This is a genomic window from Microbacterium sp. NPDC007973, assembly GCF_042958465.1.
Lineage (GTDB): Bacteria > Actinomycetota > Actinomycetes > Actinomycetales > Microbacteriaceae > Microbacterium > Microbacterium galbum.
Genome location: NZ_JBIBJJ010000003.1, coordinates 788,034 through 794,512 on the forward strand (window position 1 = coordinate 788,034; position 6,479 = coordinate 794,512).

The 6,479-nt window shown below is 71.4% G+C and carries 4 protein-coding genes; 2 read left to right on the top strand and 2 right to left on the bottom strand.

Features of this window, described 5'->3' with window-relative positions; translation table 11 throughout:
- Positions 1–116: 116 nt before the first annotated feature.
- On the top strand, positions 117–974 hold the full coding sequence (locus tag ACFZA2_RS12730; protein WP_363392271.1) for a helix-turn-helix transcriptional regulator: 858 nt from the start codon (positions 117–119) through the stop codon (positions 972–974).
- Positions 975–1,019: 45 nt separating this feature from the next.
- On the opposite strand, the gene hisS is transcribed toward ACFZA2_RS12730, so the two are convergent.
- Positions 1,020–2,267 carry a histidine--tRNA ligase gene (gene hisS, locus ACFZA2_RS12735; protein ID WP_391405327.1) on the bottom strand — a complete coding sequence of 416 codons (1,248 nt, stop codon included), beginning with the start codon at positions 2,265–2,267 and terminating at the stop codon, positions 1,020–1,022.
- A gap of 127 nt (positions 2,268–2,394) precedes the next feature.
- On the bottom strand, positions 2,395–3,000 hold the full coding sequence (locus ACFZA2_RS12740; protein ID WP_391405330.1) for a MazG family protein: 606 nt from the start codon (positions 2,998–3,000) through the stop codon (positions 2,395–2,397).
- A gap of 335 nt (positions 3,001–3,335) precedes the next feature.
- Between ACFZA2_RS12740 and ACFZA2_RS12745 the strand changes: the two genes are divergently transcribed.
- Entirely contained in the window at positions 3,336–6,008 is a 2,673-nt protein-coding gene (locus ACFZA2_RS12745) for a phosphoenolpyruvate carboxylase (RefSeq protein WP_391405253.1), read from the top strand.
- Positions 6,009–6,479: the final 471 nt, after the last annotated feature.

A 6,479-nucleotide genomic window follows, 5' to 3' on the forward strand; every position in this document is an offset into this window, starting at 1 on the left:
AGCATGGAGCGCGTCGCATCCTGGTACCAGGAGCCCGCTCATCCTGGTACTGCCACCACTCCTCACGGGGCGGATGCAGGACGGAGGCGGTTCTAGGATCGCCGGAGGAGGATGCCATGACACGGTCCGACGATGTCCGCGCGGAATTCGCCGCGTTCCTGCGGAGCCGCCGCGCGCGCCTGCGCCCCGCCGACGTCGGCCTGCCCGACGGGACGCGCCGCCGGGTCGCGGGGCTGCGCCGCGAAGAGGTCGCGCAGCTCGCCGGGGTGGGGCTGACCTGGTACACCTGGCTCGAGCAGGGGCGCCCGATCGCCGCCTCGGCCCAGGTGGTGACGGCGATCGCCCGCGCGCTGCTGCTCAGCGACGACGAGCGCGACCATCTCTTCGACCTGGCCGACCTCCCCCTCCCCGACCGCGCGACGCGGACGTGCGTCGGGCAGACCCACCTCGACCTGCTCGAGAAGCTCCTGCCCTACCCCGCCGCGGTGCAGACAGCGCGCTTCGACATCCGCGCGTTCAACCGTTCCTACCGCTACCTCTTCGACGACCTGGACGACCTGCCCGTCGACCGCCGCAACTGCGCCGTCCTGCTCTTCACCGATCCGGCGTGGCAGCGCGCCCACGTCGACCTCGACCACGCGCAGCGACGAATCGCCGCGCGCCTGCGCACCGCCTACGGCCGCCACCACGACGAGGCGTCGTGGCAGCGCTTCGTGGCCGAACTCGAGGCGATGTCGCCGCGCTTCGGTGAGCTGTGGCGACTGGGCGACGTGGGCGGGGAGCGAAACGCCCTCAAGCATTTGCTCCACCCCCGCGTCGGCGAGCTGCACCTCGAGATGTCGAGCCTGTGGATCGACGAGGCACTCGGCTCGCGCGTGGTGTGGTTCTCGCCCCGGGATGCCGCGACCGCCGAGCGCCTCGAACGGCTCGCCGCGGAGCGTCCGAGCGAGGCTCTGGTCAGCGTGGCGGCGTGAGGTCCCGGCGCGGCGCCGACCGCGGCCGGCCCGGCGACCCGAGCCTCACGACAGGGGCTTGAGCTCCAGCGACTCCGCCGTGGTGTCGGACCCCACGGAGGCGAACGCGGTGTACCCGTCGGCCGCCGACCGCTCCAGCAGGGCCTTCATGTTCTTCACCCGCTGCTCGAGACGCACGCGCGCCCCGTCGGCGATGAGGCGGCCCTTCAGCGCGACCAGCCGGTCGAGTGGAACGTCGCGGTCGTGCACGAGCACGACGGAGCGCTCCCCGTCGGCCTCGTCGTCGGGCAGCAGGTCCACGATGCGCTCGAAGCCGATCGAGAAGCCCACCGCCGGCACCTGCTGGCCGAGGAACCGACCGATCATGCCGTCGTAGCGGCCGCCGCCGCCGAGCGAGTAGTCGACGCTCGGGTGCGCGAGCTCGAAGATCGTGCCCGTGTAGTAGCCCATGCCGCGCACGAGGAACGGGTCGAACACGAGCGGTGCGTCCGCACCGCGCGCGGCTGCCACCGTCTCCCCCAGGGCGACGAGGTGGGCGATGACCTCGTCCGGGATGCCGTCGGGCAGGGCCGCGCGGATCCCCGCGTCGTCGAAGGTCGGCGCACCCGCCGGCCGATCGAGGTACGCAGCGAGGGCGTCCACGGCCGCGGGGGTCGCCGCGCGCTCGCGCAGCTCGGCGATGACGCCCGAGGGGCCGACCTTGTCGAGCTTGTCGATCGTGATGAGCACCCCGGGGCGCTCGTCGGGGGCGAAGCCGAAGACGTCCAGCATCGCGTCGAGCACGCGTCGGTCGTTCACGCGGATCGATCCGCCCTCGAGGCCGAGCGCGTCGAGCACGTCGAGGCTCGCGATCATGAGCTCCGCCTCGGCGCGCGCGGACGCGTCGCCGATGATGTCGATGTCGCACTGCAGGAATTGGCGGTAGCGCCCCTTCTGCGGGCGCTCGGCCCTCCAGACGGGAGCCATCTGGATCGCGCGGAACACCGTCGGCAGCTGCGCACGGTTCGTCGCGTAGAAGCGTGCCAGCGGAACCGTGAGGTCGTAGCGCAGGCCCAGGTCGGCCAGCGCCGCCGGGTCGTCGGCCGCGGCGCGGATGCCCTCGGCATCCATCCCCCGCTTCAGGATGCTGAACGACAGCTTCTCGTTATCGCCCCCGAGACCGGCGTGCAGACGCGAGTACTCCTCCATGACGGGCGTCTCGATCTCGTCGAAACCGTGCGCACGGTAGCGCTCGCGGATGACGGCGAGCACGCGCTCGCGACGGGCCTTGTCAGCGGGGAGGAAGTCGCGCATGCCGCGCGGCGGGTTCACGGATGCCACGGTCCCATTGTTCCAGGCTCGCGCGCGGTCGAACGCCCCACCGAGACCGCATGCACGTGCCGAGACCGTAGGCGGATGTCGCCCTGCGCCTGCGGTGTCGTCAACCGGCCGCGGTCTCGGCGGCCCGCACGTCGGCGCGAACGGTGCGCAGGCGCTCGCGCAGTGCGCGCTCGGCGTCCCAGCCGCGCTCCCGCGCGAGCTGGACGATGGCGAGCAGGGCGTCACCGAGCTCGGCCTCGGAGGCGGGATCGGCGAGGCGGTGATGCGGGGCGGGAACCCCGACCTGCGCGGCCTTGCCGATCACCTTCTGCGCGAGGCTGAGCGAGGGCATGTGATCGCTGACACCGTCCAGCACGCTCGTACGCTCGCGCTTCTCGGCCGCCTTCGCCGCGTTCCAGTGCACGAGCACCTCTTCGGGCGTGGATGCCACGGCTCCCGCGAAGACATGGGGATGCCGCCGCACCATCTTCTCGGTCAGACCGCGCGCCACGTCGTCGATGTCGAAGGGGTCGTCGGGGTCGCCCGCCGCGATCTCCGCGTGGAACAGCACCTGCCAGAGCAGATCGCCGAGCTCCTCCCGCAGGTCGGCGCGCGTGCCCGCCTCGACGGCGTCGATGACCTCGGCGCTCTCCTCGACGAGATAGGGCACGAGGTCGCGGTGGTCGATCTGCTGCGTCCACACGCACCGTTCGCGCACGGCGTGCATCGTCCGGGCGGCTTCTCGCAGGGCGTCGTCGCTCACGGTGTCTCCCTCCGCGGCCCCGACGGGCCCGCTGTCGACGAGTATGCCCCGCGGAACTCTCGCGCGGCGCGCTCCTCCCCCGATTCGTGGCCGTCGCGGTCGAGGCGGGGCCTGCGCAGCACCGCGCGAGGTCGTCGATATCGACGTGACCGGAAAGACGGATGCCGATCCCGGACCGGGCCGAAATCCTGCGGCCCTCGCGACCCTCAGCCGGATATTGTCCGGAATTCGGCGTGGGCGACGGCGGCCCCGCGTCACACGTGATCTGCGCGCAACAGGACGCGGATAATCTGGGGCGTGTGCGTGAACTGACCCCGACCGAGGCGATCGACCTCGTGGGCCGCTTCGAAGCCGGCCAGGAACTGCCCGAACAGATGCGCGCCGACGTGCGCCTGCTCGGGTCGCTCCTTGGCCGCGTCCTTCAGGAGAGCGGCTCCCCCGGACTGTACGACGACGTCGAGCGACTGCGCACGGCGACGATCCAGGCCTACACCGATGAGACGCCCGAAGCGTTCGAGCGGGCGGCGGCCATCGCCGACGGCTTGTCGATCGAGCGTGCCGACGAAGTGGCACGCGCCTTCACGGCGTACTTCCACCTCGTCAACCTCGTCGAGGAGCACCAGCGCGTGCGCGTGCTGCGCGAGCGCGGCGATCGCCCCTCGCGCGGCGGCACCCCCGACACGATCGCGACGGCGTTCGAGCGCCTCTCGAGCGAGGTCGGCGAAGAGACCGCGCTCGCGCGCCTGCAGGCCCTCCGCTTCCACCCCGTTTTCACCGCGCACCCCACCGAGGCCCGCCGCCGAGCGATCTCGACCAGCATCCGCCGCCTGTCCGAACTGCTCGCCGAGCACGACGACGCCGCCGGCAACGACAGCGAGAGCCGCCGTGCCGAGCGTCGCATGCTCGAGGAGATCGACACCCTGTGGCGCACCGCCCCGCTACGGCGCGAGAAGCCGTCACCGGTCGACGAGGTGCGCTCGGTCATGGCTGTCTTCGACGAGACGCTCTACACCGCGGTCCCGCGCGTGTACCGCCGTATCGACGACATCCTCCAGGGCGAGAACGCCGGCGCCCGCGCGCCGATCGTGAAGCCCTTCGTGCGCGTCGGCTCCTGGGTCGGCGGCGACCGTGACGGCAACCCGTTCGTCACGGCATCCGTCACCCGCAAGGCGGCCGCGATCGCCAGCGAACACGTGCTCCTGGGCCTCGAGCGCACCACGCAGCGCGTGGGACGGGGGTTGACCCTGGATGCCGAGACCACTCCGCCCAGTGACGCCCTCGTCGCGCTATGGCACCGTCTGCGCGCCGCCGACGAAGACGCCGCAGCGGAGATCGCCGAGCGCTCGCCCGACGAGCCGCACCGGCGCATCCTGCTGCTGCTCGCGCGGAAGATCGCCGCGACCCGCACGCGCAACGCCGACCTCGCCTACCGCGACCCGGAGCACCTGCTCACCGACCTGCGGACCGTACAGGACTCGCTCGTCGCCGCGGGTGCCGCGCGTCAGGCGTACGGCGCTCTGCAGCGCCTGGTGTGGCAGGTCGAGACCTACGGCTTCCACCTCACCGAGCTCGAGGTGCGCCAGCACTCGGCGGTCCACCGCAAGGTGCTCGACGAGTTGCGCGCGGGCGGTGCCCGCAGCGAGCAGGCTGACGAAGTGCTCGAGGTGTTCCGCTCGATCGCCTACGTGCAGGAGCGCTTCGGCCCCCGCGCCGCCGGCCGCTACATCGTGTCGTTCACGCAGTCGGCGGAAGACCTCGCGAACGTGCACGAGCTCGCCTCCCACGCGATGGGGCCGGGCGAAGCCCTGCCCGTGCTCGACGTCATCCCGCTGTTCGAGACCTTCGCCGACCTGCAGGCGGCCCCCGGCATCCTCGCCGAGATCGTCTCGCACCCCTCATTCGTGAGCCGGCTGGATGCCACCGGCCGCCGCCTCGAGGTCATGCTCGGCTACTCCGACTCGTCGAAGGACGTCGGACCCGTCGCCGCCAACCTCGCGCTGTACGAGGCCCAGGCCGAGATCTCGACGTGGGCCGAGGCCGAGGGGATCGAGCTCACGCTCTTCCACGGTCGCGGCGGAGCGCTCGGGCGCGGCGGAGGACCGGCGAACTCCGCGATCCTCGCGCAGCCCCCGCACTCGGTCGACGGCCGCTTCAAGCTCACCGAGCAGGGCGAGGTCATCTTCGCCCGCTACGGCGACCCCGACATCGCCATGCGCCACATCGACCAGGTCGCGGCGGCCGTGCTCACGGCGTCCTCCCCCTCCATCGAACGCCGCAACCGCGGGGCGGCGGACGCCTTCGCCGACGTCGCGAAGAAGATGGACGTCGCTTCGCGCGAGCGGTTCTTCGCACTGGTGAAGGCTCCAGGCTTCGCGCCGTGGTTCGCGACGGTCACGCCGATGGAGGAGCTGGGGCACCTGGCACTGGGCTCGCGGCCCGCCCGTCGCGGTCTCTCGGTGGAGTCACTGGAAGACCTCCGAGCGATCCCGTGGGTGTTCTCCTGGACGCAGGCGCGTATCAACCTCGCCGGGTGGTTCGGCCTGGGCACGGCGCTCGACGCCGTCGGCGACGAGCAGCGTTTGCGAGAGGCGTATGAGCAGTGGCCGCTTTTCCGCACGATGATCGACAACGTCGCGATGAGTCTCGCGAAAGCCGACGAACGCATCGCCCGGCGCTACCTCGCCCTCGGTGACCGCGACGACCTCGCCGACCTCGTCATGGACGAGATGCTGCTCACCCGCTCCTGGGTCGAGCGCATCACCGGCGGCGACCTGCTGGGGAACAAGCCGATCCTGCAGCGGGCCGTCAAGATGCGCAGCCCGTACGTCGACGCACTGTCGCTCCTGCAGCTGCGCGCGCTGCGCGCCCTGCGGGACGTCTCTACCGAGAACCCGACTCCGGATGCCGAGCACCAGCGCCTTCTGCTCCTCTCGGTGAGCGGTGTCGCGGCCGGCCTGCAGAACACCGGCTGAACCGCTCCACCCCCGCGATGCGTCGACTCCTCACCCGGGAGTCGGCGCATCGTCTTTTTCGGCGTCGTCGACGCGCACACGACCTCGGGTGGCGTCGATAGGCACACGACCGCGCGAGCACGACCACGGCACCACGACGACGTGCCGACGACGTCGAGCGACGGCGTCGGGCTGAACGTGCGGTTCTGAACCCGGGTGTGCGAAGGCATGCCGCGTCCGTGGAATGTTGCCGCGCACGGCGCGACCGCGCGCCGACGTACACCAAACGGGTCGTTGCGCGGGTACGGCGAAGCGCCGGTACGCGTCCCCCTTCGATACCGAAAACAAGGGGGGTGCGTACCGGCGCTGTCACCGTGCGGGCGGAATGTGCCTGTAAATGCGAAATGGCCACCCAGCGTTGGGTGGCCATTTCGTTAAAGGAAGTCCGGCGGTGTCCTACTCTCCCACAGGGTCCCCCCTGCAGTACCATCG